This is a genomic window from Bartonella sp. MR168JLCBS (assembly GCF_042194175.1).
Map to the genome: position 1 here is coordinate 1 of NZ_JBHIMP010000334.1, position 423 is coordinate 423.

The window sequence follows — 423 nt, forward strand, 5'->3', positions numbered from 1 at the left end:
AGGGTGAAAATATCTTCTTTTTCTTACTGGAAAAGGCAGAGCGCGCTCAAATACCTTTCTTGAAACTCATTTTAAAAGCCTCTCTCGTCATTGTTTTTTCCAGAGTCATAGGAAAGAAGAATGGTTGTGAATAAATTAAGTGATTCGCCACTTTTTTGCCTAATTTTTCGATAAATTACTGTCGTTAAATAAGGAGATTTTACATGTTTCTGCCGTTTTTAATCGCTCTAAGCACAGCAATAACGACTATCTATGGCAAAGAAAACATAAGTTATGCTTTCTGGGCCGTTTTGTTCATTGTTACTCTTCTTACTTTGAATCATCATATCAATTTAAACTTGTCTTTTTGAGAGAATATTCATGAGACATGTCGAACAAAAAAACCATCATTTCGTTACATTTATGAATGTGTTAGGACTTATT

Annotated in this window: 1 protein-coding gene and 1 pseudogene; both read left to right on the forward strand. The window is 33.1% G+C overall.

Features of this window, described 5'->3' with window-relative positions:
- Positions 1–203: 203 nt before the first annotated feature.
- On the forward strand, positions 204–350 hold the full coding sequence (locus ACFIK8_RS11245) for a DUF5993 family protein (protein WP_375669474.1): 147 nt from the start codon (positions 204–206) through the stop codon (positions 348–350).
- A 10-nt stretch (positions 351–360) separates the two neighbouring features.
- A pseudogene (locus tag ACFIK8_RS11250) lies at positions 361–423 on the forward strand (disulfide bond formation protein B); the annotation flags it as partial.